Here is a 19,871-nt window from a genome sequence, read left to right on the forward strand (position 1 = left end):
GTGGGCGGGAACGGTTTCAGCGACGCCGTCCTCAACGGCTCCCTCCTGCTCGCGGTGCCGGTGGCACTGCTCGCGGGCTTCGTCTCGTTCGTCTCGCCGTGCGTCCTGCCCCTCGTCCCCGGCTACCTCGGCTATGTGACGGGTCTGACCGGCGTCGACCTCGAGAAGCAGAAACGCGGCCGCATGGTCTCCGGGATCGGGCTGTTCGTGCTCGGGTTCACAGCGGTGTTCGTTGCGACGGGCGCGGTCTTCGGCCAGCTCGGCGCGTGGCTCGCCATCTCGTCGTCGTGGCTCACGCGCGTGCTGGGAATCGTCGTCGTCCTCATGGGCATCGTGTTCATGGGCGGCCTCGGGATCTTCCAGCGGGAGGCGCGCGTGCACGTCAAGGTGCCGTCGGGCCTCTGGGGGGCGCCGCTCCTCGGGGTGACGTTCGGCCTCGGCTGGGTCCCATGCATCGGCCCGACCCTCGCCGCCGTGCAGCTCCTGGCCTTCACCAACGGCGCCACCGCGTACAAGGGGGCGCTCCTCACGTTCGTGTACTGCCTCGGGCTCGGGGTCCCCTTCCTGCTCATCGCGCTCGCGTTCCGCCGCGGAATGGGCGCGCTCAAGTTCTTCAAGCGTCACCGCCGGGCACTGCAGGCCTTCGGCGGCGGCATGCTGATCCTGATCGGCGTGCTGATGGTCTCCGGAGTGTGGAGCCAGTGGATCTCCCAGCTGCAGATCTGGATCGGAACCGTGAGGCTGCCCATCTGATGACCCTCAAGACTCAGAACGAGAAGACCCCCAAGGAGCCGCGCAAGCCGCGGCAGAGGGACCGGGAAGACGTCGCCGTGCCGGCGCTCGGCGTCCTCGGGATGCTGCGCTGGGCGTGGACCCAGCTCACGAGCATGAAGACCGCGCTCTTCCTGCTCCTCCTCCTCGCCGTGGCTGCGGTGCCCGGCTCGCTGTTCCCGCAGCGGCCCGTCAACCCGTCCCTTGTCACGCAGTACCTCAAGGACCACGCCGACTACGGGCCGATCCTCGACAAGCTCCAGATGTTCGACGTCTATTCGTCCGTCTGGTTCTCCGCGATCTACCTGCTGCTGTTCATCTCGCTCATCGGCTGCGTGATCCCGCGGGCTATCGCGCACTGGAAGGCCTGGCGCTCGAAGCCGCCGCGGACGCCCGCACGGCTCTCCCGCCTGCCTGTCTACGGCACGCTTGTCGTGCCGTCGGAGCAGAGGCTGGGCGCGGAGGAGGCGGCGCGACAGGCGGCTACGGCGCTGAAGAAGCGCGGCTACCGAGTCGACCTGCGCCCCGCGACCGTCGACGGCGGGCCCGGCGGCAAGGCGGCCCTCGCCTCGGTGGGTGCCGAGCGAGGCTACCTGCGGGAGCTCGGGAACCTGTGCTTCCACACCGGCCTCATCGGCGTCCTCATCTCCATTGCGATCGGAGTGCTGTTCGGCTACAGCGGGCAGCGAACGCTTGTCGAGGGCGACACATTCGTGAACACGCTGGTCGGCTACGACCAGTTCAACCCGGGAACCGACTTCCAGTCCTCGTGGCTCGCGCCGTACTCGATCCAGCTCGACAAGTTCGACGTCGTCTACGACCGGGAGTCGCCGGGCCACTTCGGCCAGCCGCTCGACTTCACGGCGCACCTCACGACGAAGGACTCCCCGGGTGCCGCCCCCAAGCAGCAGGACCTCAAGGTCAACGACCCGGTGAGCATCGGCGGAACGGACGTCTACCTCGTGGGCAACGGCTACGCGCCTGTCGTGACCGTCCGCGGCGGCGACGGAAAGATCGCCTACCAGGGCCCGATCCCATCGCTTCCGACCGACACCGTCTACACGTCGACCCTTGTGGTGAAGGCGCCCGACGCGAAGCCCACCCAGCTCGGCTTCGTCGGATTCTTCCTCCCCACCGCAGTCAAGGACTCCAACGGCGTCGCGTACAGCGCAGACCCCGACCCGCTGGCCCCTCAGCTCAACCTCAACTCCTACGTGGGCAACCTGGGCCTCGACAAGGGGTCCCCGCAGAGCGTCTACGCGCTCGACGTCTCCAAGCTCACGCAGGTCAACGGGCGCGACAAGCCCGCGGGCGGCATCGTCCTCAACGCGGGGCAGTCCTACACGCTGCCCAACGGCCAGGGATCGATCAGCTTCGACGGACTCAAGCGCTACGTAGCGCTCGACGTCCATCACAACCCCGGCCAGGTGTGGGCGCTCGGCTTTGCGCTGTTCTCCCTCGCCGGCCTCATTGCCTCGCTCTTCGTGCCGCGTCGCCGCGTCTGGCTGCGGTTCGGAGACCACGAGGACGGACGCACCATGGTCGAGTACGGGCTCCTGGCCCGTGGCGAAGACCACGGACTCGCAGGGGAGGGCAAGGCGCTTCGCGCCGCGCTCGCGAAGTCGTGGGATCTCGCCGATCCGGTCTCCGGCGCTCCGGGAGAAGCCGGGCAGGCGCAGAATAGGACTCAGTCAACCTCAGGGAAGGGCTCGTGATGCTCCCCATCAACCAGACCCTCGGCTCGTACAGTGAGCTCTTCATGCTGCTCGCTGCCGGGACGTACGTCGTGGCCTTCCTCGCGTTCGCGTGGGACATGGCCACCAGCGGGAAGACCGGCCAGCGTGACGCCGGGCGCCTCGCCGAAAGCAAGGCTGCCTCGGCCAAGGTGCCAGCCATGGCGGGTGCCAGCGCGGCCGCGTCGTCGGCCTCGGCGGGAGGTGCCGACGACGCCGGACGCCGAGTTGCGTCGTCGTCCGCGGTCCCGTCGAAGGGCGCGACCGTCGCGGACCCGGGCCTCGGCTACACGACGCGCCGCAATGCGGCCCGTATCGGCGTCGCCCTCAGCATCCTCGGCCTGCTGATCCACGGGGCCGGCGTCGTGACGCGCGGCATTGCCGCCGACCGCGTCCCCTGGGGCAACATGTACGAGTTCTGCACCACCGGTGCCTTCCTCGTCGTCGCCGTCTTCCTCCTGACGCTCATCAAGCGCGACCTCCGGTTCCTGGGCACCTTCGTGCTCGGCCTCGCCGTGGTCATGATGGTCGCCGCGGCCGTCGCGTTCTGGACCCCCGTCGGCCACCTCGTCCCGGCCCTCCAGAGCTACTGGCTCGTGATCCACGTTTCGATCGCCGTCCTCTCCTCGGCGCTCTTCACCCTCACGTTCTCGATGGGCGTGCTCCAGCTCGTCCAGGCCCGCCGCGAGTCCCGGATCGCGGCCGGCGGCGCCGACCAGGGCGGGTTCCTCGGGCTCGTGCCGAGCGCCCTCACGCTCGAGACGCTCAGCTACCGCATCAACACGATCGCGTTCGTAGGGTGGACCCTCACGGTCATGTTCGGCTCCATCTGGGCCGAGAAGGCCTGGGGCCGCTTCTGGGGCTGGGACACGAAGGAAGTGTGGAGCTTCGTCATCTGGGTCGTCTACGCCGCCTACCTGCACGCCCGGGCGACCCGCGGCTGGACCGGCACACGGGCCGCATGGCTCTCGATCGTCGGCTACCTGTGCGTGATCTTCAACTTCACGGTCGTGAACATGTACTTCTCGGGCCTCCACTCGTACGCGGGGCTGCCGACGTCGTAGCGGATTTCAGAGCCTGCGCAGGATTTCGCAGGCCGTGGGTTATTTCACAGCCCGCGCAGGAAGTCGGGGTCGTCGTCCGGAGCCACCGGGCGCCGGCCCCCTCTGTTTCCACCCGCATTGGGCGGTGCTGCGCGGCGCGGCCTACCGAAGATGAACCAGAGGACGGTTCCGAGGGCGGGCAGCACCGTGATCAGGAACCAAGCCGCCTTCGGGAGACCACCGCGGACGGCTGCGCGGTCGGCCATCGCGCAGTCGACCATGGCGTAGAGCCAGGCGGCCAGAACCGCGATGACGGGCAGAAGGCGGGCCATGCCTCCATTTTAGTAAACTTGACCAGTGGCATTCCTGAAGTACTCCCTCGTCCGTGCAGCCCTCTTCGTGGTTCCGTTCGTCGTCTTCCTGCTGCTCGGCATCGGTGGGGTCCTCTCGGCCGTCTACGCGTGCATCATCGCGTTTGCGGTGAGCTTCCTCTTCCTTCACGGGCAGAGGAATGCCGCCGCGGGGGATGTCAGCGACGTCTTCGGAGGCCGCAAGAAGGTCCGTGCCCGCCGAGAGGTGGAGGACGCTGAAGCCGAGGACGCGATCGACGAGGCTCAGCGCTCCGACGAGGAGTATCCGGAGTTCCACGCCCCGGACTCCGAGAAGGACAACTGAGCGGAGCTGCCTGAGCGCCGGCTGCGTCAGCGCGGCGCTGCTTATGCGCGCCCGAGCACCGCGGCCACTCCGAACAGCACACTGAAGCCGAGGTTGATGAAGCCGGTCTGCTGGAGCACGGGGATGAGCCCCGGCCCGGCCGTCCCTGAGAGCATCGTCCGCGAAGGCGCGATGGCGGCGGGAATGAGCACGAGCACGAGCAGCATCCACGGGTTCGCGGGGGCGAGGAGCACGGCCGCGAGGATGGCGACGCCCAGCATTGCTGGGTAGGAACGCCGGGCGGCGGTGTCGCCGAGCCGGACGGCGAGGGTGTGCTTCCCTGCGATGCGGTCGGTGGGAATGTCCCGCACGTTGTTGGCCATGAGCAGCGCGTCCGCGATGAGGCCCGTCGCGACCGCACCCGCCCATGCTGCCCCGCTGAGCGTGAGCGCCTGGGTGTACGTCGTGCCCAGTGTGGCGACGAGGCCGAAGAACACGAAGACGAACAGGTCCCCGAGGCCGAGATAGCCGTACGGCCGTTTGCCGCCCGTGTAGCCCCACGCGGCGAGCACCGATAGCGCGCCGACGATGATGAGCCACCAGGTCCCCGAGAGCGCGACGAGCACGAGCCCGAACACGGCCGCGGCGCCGAAGGAGAGGAACGCCGCCCGCTTCACGGCAGCCGGACTGGCGGCACCGCTGCCGACGAGCCGGAACGGGCCGACGCGCTCGTCGTCAGTCCCGCGGATGCCGTCCGAGTAGTCGTTGGCGTAGTTCACGCCGATCTGGAGCATGACGGAGACGAGCGCAGCGAGGAGCGCGTTGAGGGGCTTGAACGAGCCGAGGCCGTAGGCAGCGGCGCTGCCCACGATGACGGGCGCGATGGCCATGGGAAGGGTCCGCGGGCGGGCGCCCTGGACCCACTGGGCGGTAGTTGCCACGAGTGTTCCTGAAGGTGTCGGTGTGATGGGGCAGGTTGAGCTGTTGTCAGACGGGGGGCCGCGCGACGTGGGCTCGGGCCAGGACGAGCACGAGGGCCTGCCGGTCCGGCTTGCCGTTCGGCAGGAGCGGCAGCTCGTCGAGTACGAGCCAGGTCTTCGGAGCGAGACGGCCAAGTCGTTCGACGGCGGCGGCCCGCACGATCCCCAGTGCGAGATCGCGCCCCGCGGGCGGCGTGCCGGGGGCCACCCCCTCGAGGACGACCGCGGCCGCGAGGGCCTGCCCCCACTCGGCGTCCCGCACGCCTGCCACGAAAGCCTCCCGCACGCCGTCGACGGCCTCGAGTTCCGCCGCGACGCGCGCGGCGGACGCCTTGACGCCGCCGGTGATGACGACGTCGTCGACGCGCCCCAAGACCCGGAGCTGCCCGTCGGCGGTGAGTTCGCCCAGATCCGATGTGACGAACCAGGGCTCGCCGTCCTCCACGACGAAATGCGCGGCGGTCAGCTCGGGATCGCCCACATAGCCTGCAGCGACGACGGGACCACCGAGCCGAATCCGGCCGTCCTCGGCGATCCGGACCGAGACCCCCTCGATCGGGAAGCCGTTGTAGACGCACCCGCCGCAGGTCTCGGCCGAACCGTACGTGGTCACGACTCTGACGCCGGCCTCGGCCGCCCGCTCGAGCAGGCCCGGCGGGATGGGGGCTCCGCCGATCAGGACGGCATTGAAGCGGCGCAGGAGCTGGGCAAGCCGCAGCGACGGGTCCTCGAGCAGGCGGCGCAGCTGGGTCGGGACGAGGGACGTGAAACGGATCGGATCGGTGAGCTCCGCGGCGGCGGCTTCGAAAGCCTCCGGCGTGAACCCGTCGGAGAGGTCCATCTCGACCGGCCGGGTCCCGGCGAAGAGCGAGCGCACCAGGACCTGTACCCCCGCGACGTACTCGAGGGGCAGCGCGAGCAGCCACTGCCCCTCCCCGTGCAGGGCGAATGCCGTGCTCATCGAGGACGCCGCGAGCGCGTCGACGGTCAACGCCGTCGCCTTGGGGCTCCCGGTCGACCCGGAGGTGCGGACGACGACGGCGGTCCCCGCGGGCAGCGAGTTCGCCGCAGCCGTGGGCCGCCAGGGCCGCCAAGCCCCGGAACGACTCCCGCCCGGGCCGAACTCGATCGCGGGGCCCTCCGAGGCGAGCGCCGCAGCGAGCGCCTTGAGGGCAGGGTCCAGGCTCATGGGTTCCTTCCCGATCAGAAGTAGTAGGGGAAGGCCGACCAGTCGGGGTCGCGCTTCTGGAGGAAGGCGTCGCGTCCCTCGACTGCCTCGTCCGTCATGTAGGCGAGCCGCGTCGCCTCGCCTGCGAAGACCTGCTGGCCCGCGAGTCCGTCGTCGGCGAGGTTGAACGCGAACTTGAGCATCCGGACGGCCTGCGGCGACTGGCGCGCGATGTCCGCCGCGTACTCGAGGGCGACTTCTTCCAGCCGCGCATGGTCCACGGCCTCGTTGACCGCACCCATGGCCACCATGTCCTCGGCCGAGTACTCCCGGGCGAGGAAGAAGATCTCGCGCGCCCGCTTCTGACCGATCTGGCGGGCCAGGAGCGCGGAGCCGTACCCGGCGTCGAACGAGCCGACCGTCGCGTCGGTCTGCTTGAAGCGGCCGTGTTCGCGGGAGGCGATCGTCAGGTCGGCGACGACGTGCAGCGAGTGGCCGCCGCCGGCCGCCCAGCCGTTGACGACGGCGACGACCACCTTGGGCATGGTCCGCATGAGCCGCTGGACCTCGAGGATGTGGAGCCGGCCGGCGCGGGCCGGGTCGATTGTCTCCGCTGTGTCACCGGACGCGTACTTGTAGCCCTCGCGTCCCCGGATGCGCTGGTCGCCGCCGGAGCAGAAGGCGTGGCCGCCGTCCTTCGCCGACGGGCCGTTGCCCGTGAGGAGCACGGTGGCGACGTCTGGCGTCATGCGCGCGTGGTCCAATGCGCGGTAGAGCTCGTCGACCGTGCCGGGCCGGAAGGCGTTGCGGACCTCGGGGCGGTCGAACGCTATGCGGACCGTGGGGAGGTCGCGCACGATCGTGCCGTCCGGGTCCCGCTCGACTTGCCGATGGTAGGTGAGGTCCTCGAAGTCGAAGCCCTCGACGACGCGCCACCGGTTGGGGTCGAAGATGTCGGAGACTCGCTCGGGCAGGGCAGGCGCGGCGGAGGCAGTCACGGTTGAAAGTCTAGTCGCGCCCTCCCGGGGCCTTCGCCCCGGCTGCCGGCTACGAGATGCAGAACTCGTTCCCCTCGGGATCCGCCATGGTGTACCAGGAGTGGGGCCCCTCCGCGGCCTCCCACAGGAAGGTGGCCCCACGCGCCTCGAGCTTCGCGCGCACGGCGTCCTTGTCGTCGCCGTCGAGCCGTACGTCCCAGTGCACGCGGTTCTTGCCGGTCTTCCCCTCGGGCACGGCTTGGAAGAGGATCCGCCGGCGATCGCGTCGGCTGAGTTCATCCTCGGGGGCGATCGCCTGGGCGCTCGCCCACACGAGCACCCCGTTCCGCGTCGTCGTCTCCTCTTCGGTCGCGTAGCCCTCCGCGACCATGCGGCGGATGAAGTCCTCGTTGCTCGGCTCAACCGCCCAGCCGAGGGTCTCGGCCCACCACTCGGCCTGTGCGTGGGGGTCGTCCGCGTCCACCACCATCTGGATCCCGTATGCCATGGCTCAAAGCTAGGCTCCCCCTGCTCCCTCGGGAAGGGAACGAGGGCCGCTACTGGAGCGAGGAGAGGTCCAGCGTGTACAGCAGCACCACCGAGAGCAGGTTCTTGAGGGCGTGCAGCGAGATGCTGAACGCGAGGTTGTTGCCCGTCCATGCGTATGCGAACACGAGCACGGCCCCCAGCCCGAGGTACGGGGCCAGGGTCTGGAGGGTGAACGCGTCGCTGCTCAGGACGTGCAGGGACGCGAAGAGGACGGCCGAGAGGACGTAGCAGACCCAGCGGTTGAGGTAGAGGCTCAGCTTGCCGATCATGAGGTGCCGGAAGACGAATTCCTCGACGAAGGGGCCGAGGACAACGAGCAGCGGCACAGTGAACCACGAGGGCACCCCTTCCACGACCGACTGGACGCTCTCCTGGTTCCGGGAGATCTGGGCACCGCCCGCGAGGCTCACGACGATCGCCGTCACGACGAGCATGCCGACCAGCATGAGCGGCAGGATGCCGATCGTGAACCAGGGGCGCGAGGCGAGGATCCGCACGTCCCGGGAGACGTAGGCGTGGGCGGCGACGACGGCGACGATGAACACGACTCCGTACACCGCGAGGTTGAGGAGGTACGAGCCGATGACCGGATTCGCGCGGAGCCAGGCCACGTCTTGGAGGGGCAGGAAGGCCGCGGCGAGGGGGAGGAAGGCGTAGAGGACGACGGCGAGGGCGTCCGTTCCCGTGAAGCGCCCGAAGCGACGGGCCGGCGCCGGGTCTCCCGGCCGGCGTCGGGCGGGGGGCATCGAATGTACAGTTCGCATTTGCCGGTGGAACGAGCGGGCCGCAGAGAGCGTTCCGGAGGTCACGGGTTGACCCTGTGGGCGGCGCGGGTAATCTTTATAGAACGAACGGTCGGTAATTTGATCGAGTGCCGGCTCGGACCCCAACGCATAAGGATGTGCTCATGGCTGAGGCCTTTCTGATCGGCGGCGCGCGGACTCCCGTGGGCCGGTACGGCGGTTCCCTCTCCTCCGTCCGACCGGACGACCTCGCGGCGCTGACGGTCAAGGCTGCTGTCGAGCGTGCTGGGATCGATCCGGCAGCAGTGGACGAGGTGATCCTCGGCAACGCGAACGGGGCGGGCGAGGAGAACCGGAACGTCGCACGGATGGCGTGGCTGCTCGCGGGCTACCCCGACAGCGTCCCCGGGATCACCGTGAACCGCCTGTGCGCGTCCGGGCTCTCGGCGATCATCATGGCGAGCCACATGGTCAAGGCCGGCGCCGCGGATCTCGTCGTGGCAGGTGGCGTCGAGTCGATGAGCCGCGCGCCCTGGGTGATGGAGAAGCCGGACAAGGCCTTCGCAAAGCCGGGCGCGGTGTTCGACACTTCGATCGGGTGGCGGTTCACGAACCCCGCGTTCCTCTCCGGCGAGCTCTCCCGGGACGGGAAGACGACGTATTCGATGCCGGAGACCGCAGAGGAGGTCGCCCGGGTGTTCGGGACCTCGCGGGAGGACTGCGACGCGTTTGCCGTGCGCTCCCACGAGCGCGCCCTCGCGGCAATCGAGGCGGGTCGGTTCGGTGAGGAGATCGTGCCCGTCACAGTCGCTGGGAGGAAGGGCGCGAGCACCGTCGTCGATACCGACGAGGGGCCGCGCCCCGGGACGACGGCTGAGGTCCTCGCCGGGCTCCGGCCCGTCGTCAAGGGCGGTTCGGTTGTGACGGCGGGGAACGCGTCCTCGCTCAACGACGGCGCCTCGGCGATCGTGGTCGCCTCCGAGGCCGCAGTCGACCGATTCGGCCTCGCACCCCGGGCGCGCATCCTCGACGGGGCCTCGGCGGGCGTGGCACCGGAGATCATGGGGATGGGTCCCGTCCCCGCGACCCGGAAGGTGCTCGAGCGGACCGGTCTCTCGGTGGGCGACCTCGGCGCAGTGGAGCTCAACGAGGCCTTCGCCTCCCAGTCGCTCGCCGTCATGCGCGAGCTCAAGCTCGACGAGGACATCGTCAACGCCGACGGCGGCGCGATCGCGCTCGGCCACCCGCTCGGTTCCTCCGGCTCCCGCCTCGTGGTGACGCTTCTCGGAAGGATGGAGCGCGAGCTGGCCGGCGAGGGCCGCAGGCTCGGGCTCGCGACGATGTGCGTGGGTGTCGGGCAGGGCACGGCCCTCCTCGTGGAAGGCGTGTGATGGCGGCGGAACCGCTTTCCGGCACGGAGGACGGCGCCGCCGCGACGCGGCTGGACACGTCGGGCTTCACGACCCTGCTCGTCGCCGAGCACGGAGACCGCCTGCACGTGACGCTGCACCGGCCGGACGTCCGCAACGCGATCGACGCGACCATGGTCGGCGAGCTCCACACCGTGTGCGCCTACCTCGAGGCCAACCCGAAGGTGCTGATCATCTCGGGCACGCGCGCGGACCCCGAAACCGGTGCCAAGGGGATCTTCGCCTCGGGCGCGGACATCGCCCAGCTGCGGGAGCGCCGTCGTGATGACGCCCTCGCGGGAATCAACTCGACAGTCTTCGACCGGATCGCGAAACTGCCGATGCCTGTCATCGCCGCCCTCGAGGGCTACGCGCTCGGGGGCGGTGCCGAGCTCGCCTACGCGGCCGACTTCCGCATCGGGACGCCGAGCCTCCGAATGGGCAACCCGGAAACGGGTCTCGGGATCATGGCCGCCGCCGGCGCGACGTGGCGGCTGCGCGAGCTTGTGGGGGAGCCGCTCGCGAAGGAAGTCCTGCTCGCGGGCCGGGTCCTGGACGGGCAGGAATGCCTCGACGCCGGCCTGATCACGGAGCTCGTCGAGCCCGAGGAGCTCCTGCCGGCCGCGGACAGGCTCGCGGACCGGATCGGCCGCCAGGATCCCCTGGCGGTGCGGATCTCCAAGGCTGTGTTCCACACCCCGCGGGAGGTCCACCCGCTCATCGACACGCTGGCCCAGGGAATGCTGTTCGAGTCCGAGGCCAAGTTCGAGCGCATGCAGGCCTTCCTCGAGAAGGGGAACAGCGCCGAGAAGAACAGGAAGAAGCAGCCATGAACATCGAAGACGCCCTCAACGAAGCCCTCGGCGAGAAGACCGGCCCTGCCGTTCCGCTTGCTGACGGCCTTCCCGCCACCGTCGGCGTCCTGGGCGGCGGCCGCATGGGCGCTGGGATCGCGCACGCCTTCCTGGTCAAGGGAGCGAAGGTCGTCGTGGTCGAACGCGACGATGAGGCCGCGCAGGGTGCGCGTAGCCGCGTCGAGTCCTCGGTGGCCGCATCGGTCGAGCGCGGGGCGGCGAGCGTCAGGGCCGAGGAGCTCATGGCGGACTTCGCCACCTCCGTCGACTACGCGGACTTCGCGTTCTGCGACCTCGTCGTCGAGGCCGTTCCCGAGGATCCCACGCTCAAGGCCACCGCGCTCGCCGCCGTCGAGGAGCAGATCTCGCCCCACGCGTGGCTCGCGACGAACACTTCCTCGCTCTCGATCACCGGCCTCGCAGCCTCGCTCGAGCGCCCCGCCCAGTTCCTCGGCCTGCACTTCTTCAACCCGGTCCCGGCGTCGACGCTCATCGAGGTCGTGGTCGGGGAGAGCACCGCGGAGGCCACCGTCGCGGCCGCCCGCCGCTGGGTCAGCGCCCTGGGCAAGACCGCCGTCGTCGTCAAGGACGCCCCGGGCTTCGCCTCCTCCCGGCTCGGCGTGGCCATCGCGCTCGAGGCCATGCGCATGCTCGAGGAGGGCGTCGCCGACGCCGAGGACATCGACAATGCCATGGTCCTCGGCTACAGGCACCCCGTCGGCCCGCTCAAGACCACGGACATCGTCGGCCTCGACGTGCGCCTCGGCATCGCGGAATACCTCCAGAAGACCCTCGGCGAGCGCTTCGCCCCGCCCCAGATCCTCCGCGACAAGGTCGCCGACGGACACCTCGGCCGCAAGACGGGCAAGGGCTTCTACGACTGGTCCTGATCCACGCCGAAGCGGCGGGTAAGCTCGGCCCATGGACGCCGAGGACCGGGCAGCCGGGCACGAGAACGCCGTCCCGTGGGAAGGCGCGGTGAACGCGCGCCGCGTGCTCGGATCGGTTTACCGCATGGGCCGCAGCGAGTGGCTCACCGAGCGGGGCTGGCGGCAGATGTACGACGACGGCGTCCGCACCGTGATCGACCTGCGGAATCCGGGCGAGCGGCGGCGCAGGCCGACCGACCCGGAGGTGCAGGCGGAGGCGATGGCAGGCATCGACGTCGTGAACGCCCCGACCGAGGACCCGGAGCACCCCGAGCTCGCCGACCTGTTCGCCCGTCAGGTCCCGCCGTACCTCAACCACCCGAACGGGTATGCGGGCATCGTCCGGCTCTTCCCCGAGCGGATCGTCGCCGTGTTCCGGGCGATTGCGGAGGCTCCGGGCGGCGTCGTCGTCCACTGCTCCGCCGGGCGCGACCGCACGGGGATCATCGTGACCCTCCTGCTCCAGCTGGCCGATCCCGCGGTCGCCCAGGAGGTGGCTGCCGCACAGTACGAGGCGAGCGTCCGGAGCATCAACGAATGGCACCGGATCAGTCCGTTCAAGCACCCTTACGAGCGCTACCAGGAGGCCGAGGAGCTCGCGCCGATCCTCGCCGAGCGGCAGGCGGCGCTCGCCGAGTTCGGCGCGGGGATCGACGCCGAGGAGTACCTCCTGGAGCATGGCCTCACGCGCGAGGAGCTCGAGCGGGTGCGCTCGAAGCTGGGCTCGCGCTGAAGCTGGTGCCGCCTACCGGACGAACGGCCGCACTGACGGCACGTAGCCGAGCGCGTAGCCGGTCGCCGTGGGGTGGAACGAGGCCGGGTCACCGGGGGTGAAGGGGTGGATCCACGGCGAAGGGGAACCGAGCCCGTGGCCGAGGAACGCCCAGGTCACGTCCGCGTAGGAGGCCCCGTGGGTCACCGCGGCCGTGGCGATCGTCGCGTTCAGCAGTGCCGTGGCCCCGTTGATCTGCGCGGCGGCCGGCTGCTCGGCCGGCGGAAGTCCGGAGACCGTGAAGAGCATCGGGTACCCGGTGAGCGTGATGTGGGCGCCGGGCGCCTTGGACCGGACGGCGGCGATCGTGGCCTGGAGCTTCGCCGGCAGATGCGGGAGCAGGACGAAGACCGAGTTGTAGAGGGCCGCAGAGCAGGCCGTCGCGGACGGGTTCACCACGCACGCCCCGGAGACCTGGGCATCGCCGACGTCGTTGGCCCCGATGGTGATCGTCACGTCGCGGACGCCGGACGGGACGAGTGGTGCCTGCTTTGCGATGACGTCGGCCGTCGTCGCGCCGTAGCAGGCGAGGTTCGACTGGGCGCCGAGGAGCGCCGGGTACGAGCCTGGCGTCTGGAGGCAAGCGTTGAGGTAGGTCCCGCCGCCGGTGCCAGCGGCGATCGAGTCGCCGAGCGCAACGTACGACAGCGGGGGTGCGGCTGCCGCGGGCAGCGTGGCGATGCCCGTGACGAGGCCGAGGGCCGCGAGGACGGCCAGGATGAGACGCGCGATTCGTGCCGTTGGGCGGGGGGTGGTGGCGACCATGGCGCCACGATAGGACTCCGGTGCCGAGCGCACTAGGGCCGGCGGCCCCGGATGTGTCTCGCGCAGGGCGGGGCGGTTGTGTATCCTAGTTCCATTACCGAACGGCCGGTCAGTAATTGACGCTCCGGCGCCAGGGACAGGCCGGCCCCCGGAGACCCCATGGGAAGGAACCGTCGACGATGACCACTGCCGCGGCAGAATCCGTCCAGACCACGATCGTCCCGAGCTACGTCCTCGACGCGTGGTGGACCCCCGAGACCAGCGCCGCAGGCAAGCCGGCCGAGGTCCGCGATGCGAGCACTGGCGAACTCCTCGCCACGGTGAGCACCGAAGGGCTCGATCTCGCCGCCGTCGTCCGTCACGGCCGCACCGTGGGCCAGGCGGGCCTCGGCGAGCTCACCATCCACGAGCGCGCACTCAAGCTCAAGGAGCTCGCCCAGTTCCTCAACGGCCACCGCGACGAGATCTACGAGCTCTCCTACAAGACCGGCGCCACCAAGGTCGATTCGATGGTCGACGTCGACGGCGGAATCGGCGTCCTCTTCACCTTCGGCTCGAAGGGCCGGCGGGAACTCCCCAACAGCCAGGTCATCATCGACGGGCCGCTCGAGCCGCTTTCACGCGACGGCTCGTTCGTGGGCGAGCACATCTACTCGCGGATCCCCGGCGTCGCGGTCCAGATCAATGCCTTCAACTTCCCGGTGTGGGGCATGCTCGAGAAGTTCGCGCCCGCGTTCGTCGCGGGTGTCCCCACCATCGTGAAGCCGGCCACGCCGACGGGCTACGTCACGGAAGCGGTCGTCCGCCTCATGGTCGAGTCCGGCATCCTGCCCGCGGGCTCGCTCCAGCTCATCTCCGGCTCGGCACGGAACCTGCTCGACGAGCTCGACTACCGCGACATGGTCTCGTTCACGGGCTCGGCATCGACGGCGAATCTGCTCAAGTCCCACCCGAACGTGGTCCACGGCGGCGTGCGCTTCACCTCGGAGACCGATTCGCTCAACGCTGCGATCCTCGGGCCCGACGCGGAGCCGGGCACGCCGGAGTTCGATGCCTTCGTCCGCTCGGTCGTCACCGAGATGACGGTCAAGGCCGGCCAGAAGTGCACGGCGATCCGCCGCACCATTGTGCCGAAGGAGTTCGTGGAACCGCTCGTCGCGGCGATCGGCGAGCGGATTTCCCAGAAGGTGGTCCTCGGGGATCCCCGCGCCGAAGGCGTGACGATGGGCGCCCTCGCCTCGGTCGGGCAGCTCGAGGACGTGCGGGACGCCGTCGAGTCGCTCGTCGCGGCCGGTGGCCAGATCGCATGGGGCTCGCTCGATGCCCCCGAGGTCGTCACGGCCGACGGCGGCAGGAAGGTCGTGCCGGACGGCGCCTTCATGGCCCCCGTCGTCCTCACTTGGAACGACGTCCGCGCCGCCGCCCTGCACGGCACCGAGGCCTTCGGGCCGGTTTCCTCTGTGGTCGGCTACGCCTCGATCGAGGAAGCCGTCGAGCTCGCGGCCCTCGGATCGGGCTCGCTCGTCGCGACGGTCTGCACGAACGACCCCGAGACCGCCCAGAGGCTCACGCTCGGGATCGCGTCCCACCATGGCCGTGTGCTCGTGCTCAACCGCGAGGACGCCCGGACCTCGACGGGGCACGGCTCACCCGTCCCGCACCTCGTCCACGGCGGTCCCGGCCGCGCTGGCGGCGGCGAGGAGCTCGGGGGCATCCGCTCCGTCAAGCACCACATGCAACGGACCGCGATCCAGGGCTCGCCCAACATGCTCACTGCCGTGACGGGCGTGTGGCACAAAGGTGCCGACCGCCACCTCTCAGATCCGGCCGATCCTGCCACGCATCCCTTCCGCAAGCCGCTCGGCGAGCTGCGGATCGGCGACGCCGTGCGGTCCGAGCTGCGCCGAGTGACGATCGAGGACATCTCGCAGTTCGCCGAGGAGACGGGCGACAAATTCTACGCCCACACGAATGAAAAGGCAGCAGCTGCAAACCCCTTCTTCCCGGGGATCGTCGCACACGGCTACCTCCTCGTGAGCTGGGCCGCGGGCCTCTTCGTCTCCCCTGAACCCGGGCCCGTCCTGGCGAACTACGGCCTCGAGAACCTGCGCTTCCTCACCCCGGTTCCGGCGGGCGATTCGATCCGCGTGACGCTCACGGCGAAGCAGATCACCCCGCGCGTCGCCGACGAGTACGGGGAGGTCTGCTGGGATGCGGTGATCGAGAACCAGGACGACGAGGTCGTCGCGACCTACGACGTGCTCACCCTCGTCGCGAAGGAGTGGCCCGCTTAAAATTGGTGGCGTCAGTTCACCCTCGTGGAGGTGTGCCATGAATCTGGCAACACGACCCGCAACAACCATCCTGACGGTAGCCGACGAGGCTCGCGCCAAGGACTTCTACGGGGGAGCGCTCGGGCTCCCAGTCCGCGGAAAGGACCCGACCGGGATGTTGATCTTCGGTCTGGACGGATCCGCATCTCTCGGCCTCATGGTGGACCCGGAGGCGGCCCACACGGGCCACACCGCCCTCACGTTCGAGGTCGATGACATCGAAACCGCGATGACGGATCTCGAAGGGCACGGCGTGCACTTCGAGGACTACGATCTCCCGGACCTCAAGACGGATGAACACCACATCTTCGCTGCGGGCGACGAGCGCGCATCGTGGTTCGTGGACCCGGATGGGAACATCCTGTGCCTGCATCAGGGCGGGACGATCGAAGACAGCGTCTGAAGGGAAGTGCTCGGCCAGACCACGGAAATGCAGGCCTGACCCCTGCCGGTCGCCCGGGGCGCTCGCCCCGGGCGATCTGTGGTCAGCCCGGATCTGTGGTCAGCCCGGATCTGTGGTCAGCCCGGATCTGTGGTCAGCGCGAGAGCGAGGAAGTCGGGCTCGGCGAACTCGTGCTCGTCGAGCCACCGTAGATCGGCGAACCGTCGGGGCCAACCACGTACCACACGCCGGCGACGCCCTGCCCTGTGGCGGATCCCGAGCCGCTGTCCTTCGCGTAGTAGTAGATCGGCATGCCGTTGAGCGTGATCTGCTTTCCGCCGTCGGCAGCAGGAATGCTGCCGACCTTCGCCGAGATCCCCTGGAGCTGTGGCGCCTGATCGCCGCTCTCCACGGCCGGCCACAGCAGCGCGCAGCTGCCGAGGCAGACGCTCTTCGATTCACCCGGGTTGTCGAGCGTGTAGATGTAGACCGGGGAGCCGTTGCTGTCGACGATGATCTTCTGGCCGTCGACGGTCGCCGTGCTGAGGTTCGTCGTCGTGCGCGACGAGGCCTGCGGCTCGAGATTCCCGGCCCCGTAGCCGCTCGCCGAGGGGACCGGGGCCGAAGACTGCGGGGAGCCGGCGCTGCCGACCCCGCAGCCGGAGAGGGCGAGGAGCACGGCCGACGAGACCGCCGCGAGGGCCAGTGACCGGTGCTTGAACTGCATGCTGAGGCCTCCCGATGCTTCCTTGCGCGGCGCCATGGGATCGGCGCCTGCCTGCCACCGGGTCCCTACCCCCGTTGGGATTGCTGACACCGGAAACGGGTTTCTGGCACCTGAAAGGGCTTCTGGCACCTGAAAAGCTCGTCGGCTCTCTCGCGCGCCGCGACATCATGCCAGTCTGGTGGCATGGGCCAGACGACCGACCTGCTCACCCTGCGCCGCTTCCTCGCTCCCGCGCTCGAGGAGCCGGGGCCCGAGAGCGGGTGGTCAGAGACTTGGTGGAACGGGCCGAGACGCTGGTGGGGTGGTCCGCTCGACGTCGAGGGTCTGGCCCTCGGCTCGGTTGGCGCCGTCATTGCGGCACTGGAGTCGCTCGCCCGGGTCCGCGGCCTTCGGCTTGGCGATGTCTCGACGTCGTCGGCCCTCGTGCATGGCTCTTTCAGCTCGATCGCGCACCTTCGGATCGAGGGAGCGCCGCCCGACGTCTGGGCGCCGCTCTCGGGCTTCCACGCGACGCGTGACGGTTGGGTCCGACTCCACGCCAACTACCCGCACCACGCGGAACGGCTGTTGGCGGCCTTGGGCCTTGCCACGGCCGAGGGGCTCGACGAGGCGCTCCGCGAACGGAGCGCGCTCGACGTCGAGCGGGAGGTGCAGGCGGCGCGCGGCGTCGCGGGGGCGGTGCGCACCCCCGAGGAGTGGGCTGCCTCGGCCATGGGCGCGGCAGCGGCGAGCCGCCCGTGGATCGACTTCACGCTCGACGGCGGCGCACCCCGGCCGGCCTCCGAGGCCGTCCCGCTTGCTTCGGCTGCCCAGCCGCTCGCGGGCGTGCGCATTCTGGACTTCACGCGGGTCATCGCCGGTCCGAGTGCGACGAGGCTCCTGGCGGCGCTCGGCGCCGACGTCCTGCGGATCGACCCGCCGCAGCTGCCCGAGCTGCTCGACCAGCACATCGACACGGACTTCGCGAAGCGCAGCGCGCTCGCGGACCTGCGCGAGCCCGAGCAGCTCGCCCGCGTCCGGGAGCTCGCCGCGGACGCGGACGTCGTCTTCCTCGGCTATCGGCAGAGCGGCCTCGAGCGTTTCGGGCTCGATCCGGTGTCGCTCCGGGCGGACGTACCCCATCTGGCGGTCGTCTCGCTCAACGCATGGGGCCGCGAGGGCCCTTGGGCTGATGTGCGCGGCTTCGACAGCATCGTGCAGGCGACGAGCGGGATCGCGAGCATCTACGGAAGTGGCGAACGTCCCGGTGCGCTGCCCGTCCAGGCCCTCGACCACGCGACCGGCATGGGCATGGCTGCCGCAGCCGTTGCGCTCCTCGCCGCGGGGGAGCGCGGGGTGACCGGATCGGCGCACCTCTCGCTCGCCACGACCGCGGCCCGGCTGCTGGGGTCGCGCACCGAGTCCCCTGAGCCCCGCACCGAGTCCCCTGAGCAGAGTGCCACAGCGGTCGAGGTTCCCCTCCGGCAGTCGCAGAGCGGCGCGTACGGGCTGCTCGACTTCACCCCTCCGCCCCTGCGGGTTGCCGGCGCACAGCTCGAGTACCCCCACCCTCCCGAGCTCTACGGCACGGCGGACCTCCGCTGGCGCACGGCCTAGGCCTCGGCTTCAGGCCACTCTCGGCTTCAGGCCACTCTCGGCTTCAGGCCACTGCCCAGCATTCGATCCACAGGGGGCCGCCGGACGTCTGGGCCCGGGACACGCTCGTGAGGGACCCGTCCTCGCCGATCCGATAGGCGCTCACATGGTCGGACCGTTCCCCGCACACGAGCAGGAAGCGTCCGGAGGGATCGATGGCGGTCCCGCGCGGCTGGGCCTCGGTGGGAGTATGGCCGAGGAACCCGAGGAGGCCGCCCCCGTTGACGCGGAACGCGGCGACAGTGCTCGTCGACCGTTCGGTCGCGAACAGGAATTCCCCATCTGGCGTGAGGCGGAGGTCGGCGCACCAGATCACGCTCTGGCCGGGATCCTGGGTGCTCGGGGAGCGCACGGCGCCGCGTGAGAGGTCGAGGCCCTCGACGGCGGAGACGATCTGCAGGAGGCCGAGATGGCCCGTCTCGGCGTCGCGCTCGAAGACGGAGACATCGCCCGAGAGCTCGTGCAGGACGTACACGCGGTCGCCGGAGGCGTTGAAGCGCAGGTGCCGCGGACCCGATCCGTGCTCGACCGCGACGTGGCCGCTCGGGGCGGTCATGTCGTCGTCCGTGCCGGCCGGGGCCTCCCCGTCGAGCCGGAACCAGCTCACGCGGTCGTCGCCGAGCGACGCGGCGTACACGAAGCGGCCGTCAGGGCTCACGACCGCGCAATGCGTGTTCGCCCCCGACGCGTAGGCCCGCACGGTGCCGTCGCCCTCGCCGGGGAGCGGAAAGCGGATGAGCAGCCCCTCGTGGTACGAGGCTCCGAAGAGCTCCCTGCGATCCGGAGTGAGGGAGACGTAGCACGTCGTGACGGGAAGGTCCCGGCTTGCCCCCGGGGAGAGGCGGCCCGAAGCCGGGTCGGCTGAGAGGGCGACGACGCGCGGCGGCACCTCCGGCGAGGGCCGATCGATGTTGCAGGCCGCGTAGAGCGTGCCGTCTGCGGCGTCCAGCACCATGGAGGAAGCGTGGGCGAGCCCATCCGTGTGGGCCAGCCGTTCGAGGGTTCCGCTTTCGGTGTCGAGAGCGAACGTGTCGACGGCGCCACCCGTCGCGCACGCAATGTAGACGAGGGATCGGGACACGCTCACTCCTGCCGTCGGTGGACTACCAGTGGTTGTAGTCCATCACACGGCAGGTGGGTTATTCGGCGTCGTGGTCGGTTTCGAGGATGGTGACGAGGTGGTCGAGGTGGGTTTCGGCGTTGGGGCCTTGGGCGCGGAGGGTGACTTTCTGGCCGTGTTCGGCGCCGAGGGACATGAGGGAGAGGATGCTGGAGGCGTCGAGGGCTTCGTCGGCGGGTTCGCCTTCTTTGGCGATGGTGATCTCGAGGCCGGTGTTGGCGGCGGCTTCGGCGAAGATCGCGGCGGGGCGGGCGTGGAGTCCGACGCGGGAGGCGATGGTGGCGGTGCGTTCTGCCATGGTGGGGGTTTCCTTTCAGAGTCCGAGCT

Annotated in this window: 21 protein-coding genes; 11 read left to right on the forward strand and 10 right to left on the reverse strand. The window is 70.0% G+C overall.

Annotated elements, in window-relative coordinates; translation table 11 throughout:
* Genes E6A21_RS12675 through ccsB form a run of 3 tightly spaced genes read left to right on the forward strand, consistent with a single transcriptional unit; the run spans nucleotide 1 to nucleotide 3,568 of the window.
* Nucleotides 1-753 carry a cytochrome c biogenesis CcdA family protein gene (locus tag E6A21_RS12675; protein ID WP_138444517.1) on the forward strand — a complete coding sequence of 251 codons (753 nt, stop codon included), beginning with the start codon at nucleotides 1-3 and terminating at the stop codon, nucleotides 751-753.
* Nucleotides 753-2,486, forward strand: coding sequence for a cytochrome c biogenesis protein ResB (resB, locus tag E6A21_RS12680; RefSeq protein ID WP_138444518.1), 1,734 nt, complete (start codon nucleotides 753-755; stop codon nucleotides 2,484-2,486). Before E6A21_RS12675 ends, resB begins: the two co-directional genes overlap by 1 nt.
* Nucleotides 2,486-3,568, forward strand: coding sequence for a c-type cytochrome biogenesis protein CcsB (gene ccsB / locus E6A21_RS12685; protein ID WP_138444548.1), 1,083 nt, complete (start codon nucleotides 2,486-2,488; stop codon nucleotides 3,566-3,568). The genes resB and ccsB overlap by 1 nt, the downstream gene beginning before the upstream one ends.
* A gap of 44 nt (nucleotides 3,569-3,612) precedes the next feature.
* Here ccsB and E6A21_RS12690 read toward each other — a convergent pair whose 3' ends face one another.
* Nucleotides 3,613-3,879, reverse strand: a complete 267-nt coding sequence (locus tag E6A21_RS12690; RefSeq protein ID WP_138444519.1) for a PLD nuclease N-terminal domain-containing protein — start codon at nucleotides 3,877-3,879, stop codon at nucleotides 3,613-3,615.
* A 25-nt stretch (nucleotides 3,880-3,904) separates the two neighbouring features.
* Here E6A21_RS12690 and E6A21_RS12695 point away from each other — a divergent pair, with 25 nt between their 5' ends.
* The gene (locus E6A21_RS12695; protein ID WP_138444520.1) at nucleotides 3,905-4,222 is read left to right on the forward strand and encodes a DUF4229 domain-containing protein; all 318 of its coding nucleotides are present in this window, start codon (nucleotides 3,905-3,907) and stop codon (nucleotides 4,220-4,222) included.
* Nucleotides 4,223-4,263: 41 nt separating this feature from the next.
* Here the strand turns inward: E6A21_RS12695 and E6A21_RS12700 are convergent, their stop codons facing one another.
* The 5 genes from E6A21_RS12700 to E6A21_RS12720 are packed head-to-tail and all read right to left on the reverse strand — an operon-like array spanning nucleotide 4,264 to nucleotide 8,621.
* The gene (locus E6A21_RS12700) at nucleotides 4,264-5,142 is read right to left on the reverse strand and encodes a 1,4-dihydroxy-2-naphthoate polyprenyltransferase (protein ID WP_138444521.1); all 879 of its coding nucleotides are present in this window, start codon (nucleotides 5,140-5,142) and stop codon (nucleotides 4,264-4,266) included.
* A 46-nt stretch (nucleotides 5,143-5,188) separates the two neighbouring features.
* Nucleotides 5,189-6,370: an AMP-binding protein gene (locus E6A21_RS12705; RefSeq protein WP_138444522.1), complete on the reverse strand. Its 1,182-nt coding sequence runs from the start codon at nucleotides 6,368-6,370 to the stop codon at nucleotides 5,189-5,191.
* Nucleotides 6,371-6,384: 14 nt separating this feature from the next.
* Nucleotides 6,385-7,347 carry a 1,4-dihydroxy-2-naphthoyl-CoA synthase gene (locus tag E6A21_RS12710; RefSeq protein ID WP_171041387.1) on the reverse strand — a complete coding sequence of 321 codons (963 nt, stop codon included), beginning with the start codon at nucleotides 7,345-7,347 and terminating at the stop codon, nucleotides 6,385-6,387.
* 49 nt (nucleotides 7,348-7,396) lie between these two features.
* Nucleotides 7,397-7,834, reverse strand: coding sequence for a VOC family protein (locus tag E6A21_RS12715; RefSeq protein ID WP_138444523.1), 438 nt, complete (start codon nucleotides 7,832-7,834; stop codon nucleotides 7,397-7,399).
* Between the two features lie 49 nt (nucleotides 7,835-7,883).
* Nucleotides 7,884-8,621 (reverse strand): CPBP family intramembrane glutamic endopeptidase, encoded by a 738-nt coding sequence (locus tag E6A21_RS12720; protein ID WP_171041388.1) that lies wholly within the window; start codon nucleotides 8,619-8,621, stop codon nucleotides 7,884-7,886.
* 161 nt (nucleotides 8,622-8,782) lie between these two features.
* Here E6A21_RS12720 and E6A21_RS12725 point away from each other — a divergent pair, with 161 nt between their 5' ends.
* Genes E6A21_RS12725 through E6A21_RS12740 form a run of 4 tightly spaced genes read left to right on the forward strand, consistent with a single transcriptional unit; the run spans nucleotide 8,783 to nucleotide 12,543 of the window.
* Nucleotides 8,783-10,009, forward strand: a complete 1,227-nt coding sequence (locus E6A21_RS12725; RefSeq protein WP_138444525.1) for an acetyl-CoA C-acyltransferase — start codon at nucleotides 8,783-8,785, stop codon at nucleotides 10,007-10,009.
* The gene (locus tag E6A21_RS12730) at nucleotides 10,009-10,860 is read left to right on the forward strand and encodes an enoyl-CoA hydratase/isomerase family protein (RefSeq protein WP_138444526.1); all 852 of its coding nucleotides are present in this window, start codon (nucleotides 10,009-10,011) and stop codon (nucleotides 10,858-10,860) included. Before E6A21_RS12725 ends, E6A21_RS12730 begins: the two co-directional genes overlap by 1 nt.
* Nucleotides 10,857-11,771, forward strand: coding sequence for a 3-hydroxyacyl-CoA dehydrogenase family protein (locus E6A21_RS12735; RefSeq protein ID WP_138444527.1), 915 nt, complete (start codon nucleotides 10,857-10,859; stop codon nucleotides 11,769-11,771). The genes E6A21_RS12730 and E6A21_RS12735 overlap by 4 nt, the downstream gene beginning before the upstream one ends.
* A 31-nt stretch (nucleotides 11,772-11,802) precedes the next feature.
* A complete protein-coding gene (locus E6A21_RS12740) occupies nucleotides 11,803-12,543 on the forward strand; it encodes a tyrosine-protein phosphatase (protein ID WP_138444528.1) in 741 nt (246 codons plus the stop codon).
* Nucleotides 12,544-12,555: 12 nt separating this feature from the next.
* Here the strand turns inward: E6A21_RS12740 and E6A21_RS12745 are convergent, their stop codons facing one another.
* Nucleotides 12,556-13,347, reverse strand: coding sequence for an SGNH/GDSL hydrolase family protein (locus E6A21_RS12745; protein WP_138444529.1), 792 nt, complete (start codon nucleotides 13,345-13,347; stop codon nucleotides 12,556-12,558).
* Nucleotides 13,348-13,526: 179 nt separating this feature from the next.
* Between E6A21_RS12745 and paaZ the strand changes: the two genes are divergently transcribed.
* Together paaZ and E6A21_RS12755 are read left to right on the forward strand one after the other, a co-directional pair.
* Nucleotides 13,527-15,641, forward strand: coding sequence for a phenylacetic acid degradation bifunctional protein PaaZ (paaZ, locus tag E6A21_RS12750; protein WP_138444530.1), 2,115 nt, complete (start codon nucleotides 13,527-13,529; stop codon nucleotides 15,639-15,641).
* Between the two features lie 37 nt (nucleotides 15,642-15,678).
* On the forward strand, nucleotides 15,679-16,083 hold the full coding sequence (locus E6A21_RS12755; RefSeq protein WP_138444531.1) for a VOC family protein: 405 nt from the start codon (nucleotides 15,679-15,681) through the stop codon (nucleotides 16,081-16,083).
* 133 nt (nucleotides 16,084-16,216) lie between these two features.
* On the opposite strand, the gene E6A21_RS12760 is transcribed toward E6A21_RS12755, so the two are convergent.
* The gene (locus E6A21_RS12760) at nucleotides 16,217-16,825 is read right to left on the reverse strand and encodes a COG4315 family predicted lipoprotein (RefSeq protein WP_138444532.1); all 609 of its coding nucleotides are present in this window, start codon (nucleotides 16,823-16,825) and stop codon (nucleotides 16,217-16,219) included.
* Between the two features lie 147 nt (nucleotides 16,826-16,972).
* On the opposite strand from E6A21_RS12760, the gene E6A21_RS12765 reads away from it, so the two are divergent.
* Nucleotides 16,973-18,385, forward strand: a complete 1,413-nt coding sequence (locus tag E6A21_RS12765; protein WP_138444533.1) for a CoA transferase — start codon at nucleotides 16,973-16,975, stop codon at nucleotides 18,383-18,385.
* Between the two features lie 43 nt (nucleotides 18,386-18,428).
* Here E6A21_RS12765 and E6A21_RS12770 read toward each other — a convergent pair whose 3' ends face one another.
* On the reverse strand, nucleotides 18,429-19,505 hold the full coding sequence (locus E6A21_RS12770; RefSeq protein WP_171041389.1) for a lactonase family protein: 1,077 nt from the start codon (nucleotides 19,503-19,505) through the stop codon (nucleotides 18,429-18,431).
* A 58-nt stretch (nucleotides 19,506-19,563) separates the two neighbouring features.
* Nucleotides 19,564-19,842 (reverse strand): HPr family phosphocarrier protein, encoded by a 279-nt coding sequence (locus tag E6A21_RS12775; RefSeq protein ID WP_138444535.1) that lies wholly within the window; start codon nucleotides 19,840-19,842, stop codon nucleotides 19,564-19,566.
* Between the last annotated feature and the right edge of the window lie 29 nt (nucleotides 19,843-19,871).

This window comes from Sinomonas susongensis (assembly GCF_005877005.1).
GTDB lineage: Bacteria > Actinomycetota > Actinomycetes > Actinomycetales > Micrococcaceae > Sinomonas > Sinomonas susongensis.

Bases quoted from the DNA above. Each gene is read 5' to 3' on its own strand.
- resB (WP_138444518.1), top strand. From the start codon at position 753: ATGACCCTCAAGACTCAGAACGAGAAGACCCCCAAGGAGCCGCGCAAG.
- ccsB (WP_138444548.1), top strand. From the start codon at position 2,486: ATGCTCCCCATCAACCAGACCCTCGGCTCGTACAGTGAGCTCTTCATG.
- E6A21_RS12690 (WP_138444519.1), bottom strand. From the start codon at position 3,879: ATGGCCCGCCTTCTGCCCGTCATCGCGGTTCTGGCCGCCTGGCTCTAC.
- E6A21_RS12705 (WP_138444522.1), bottom strand. From the start codon at position 6,370: ATGAGCCTGGACCCTGCCCTCAAGGCGCTCGCTGCGGCGCTCGCCTCG.
- E6A21_RS12715 (WP_138444523.1), bottom strand. From the start codon at position 7,834: ATGGCATACGGGATCCAGATGGTGGTGGACGCGGACGACCCCCACGCA.
- E6A21_RS12720 (WP_171041388.1), bottom strand. From the start codon at position 8,621: ATGCCCCCCGCCCGACGCCGGCCGGGAGACCCGGCGCCGGCCCGTCGC.
- E6A21_RS12725 (WP_138444525.1), top strand. From the start codon at position 8,783: ATGGCTGAGGCCTTTCTGATCGGCGGCGCGCGGACTCCCGTGGGCCGG.
- E6A21_RS12730 (WP_138444526.1), top strand. From the start codon at position 10,009: ATGGCGGCGGAACCGCTTTCCGGCACGGAGGACGGCGCCGCCGCGACG.
- E6A21_RS12735 (WP_138444527.1), top strand. From the start codon at position 10,857: ATGAACATCGAAGACGCCCTCAACGAAGCCCTCGGCGAGAAGACCGGC.
- E6A21_RS12740 (WP_138444528.1), top strand. From the start codon at position 11,803: ATGGACGCCGAGGACCGGGCAGCCGGGCACGAGAACGCCGTCCCGTGG.
- E6A21_RS12745 (WP_138444529.1), bottom strand. From the start codon at position 13,347: ATGGTCGCCACCACCCCCCGCCCAACGGCACGAATCGCGCGTCTCATC.
- paaZ (WP_138444530.1), top strand. From the start codon at position 13,527: ATGACCACTGCCGCGGCAGAATCCGTCCAGACCACGATCGTCCCGAGC.
- E6A21_RS12755 (WP_138444531.1), top strand. From the start codon at position 15,679: ATGAATCTGGCAACACGACCCGCAACAACCATCCTGACGGTAGCCGAC.
- E6A21_RS12760 (WP_138444532.1), bottom strand. From the start codon at position 16,825: ATGGCGCCGCGCAAGGAAGCATCGGGAGGCCTCAGCATGCAGTTCAAG.
- E6A21_RS12765 (WP_138444533.1), top strand. From the start codon at position 16,973: ATGGGCCAGACGACCGACCTGCTCACCCTGCGCCGCTTCCTCGCTCCC.
- E6A21_RS12775 (WP_138444535.1), bottom strand. From the start codon at position 19,842: ATGGCAGAACGCACCGCCACCATCGCCTCCCGCGTCGGACTCCACGCC.